Origin of the sequence: Halostella sp. PRR32 (assembly GCF_034808085.1) — an archaeon.
GTDB lineage: Archaea > Halobacteriota > Halobacteria > Halobacteriales > Natronoarchaeaceae > Halostella > Halostella pelagica.
The window spans coordinates 1-233 of record NZ_JAXHGL010000302.1; the positions used below are offsets into that span (position 1 = coordinate 1).

The 233-nt window shown below is 70.8% G+C and carries 1 protein-coding gene; it reads left to right on the top strand.

Translation table 11 applies throughout. The annotated features are described in order from the left end of the window. Window positions 1-233: DUF4432 family protein (locus SM753_RS21190; protein WP_323193005.1), on the top strand; the 233-nt coding region annotated here is incomplete at both ends.

A 233-nucleotide genomic window follows, 5' to 3' on the forward strand; every position in this document is an offset into this window, starting at 1 on the left:
GGTCGCGACCCGCAAGGACCAGCTCCCCTGCGCCTACCAGTGGCAGAACTTCCATGCGGGCAGCTACGCCCTTGGGATCGAGCCCTCCACGCACCACGTGCTGGGCGACAACGCGGCCCGCGAGCGGGGCGAGATGATCTGGCTTGGACCTCAGGAGGCCCGGGAGTATCAGGCGAGCTTCCGCGTCCTCGACGGGACGGAGGCCATCGCCGCCGCCGAGGCGCGCATCAGGG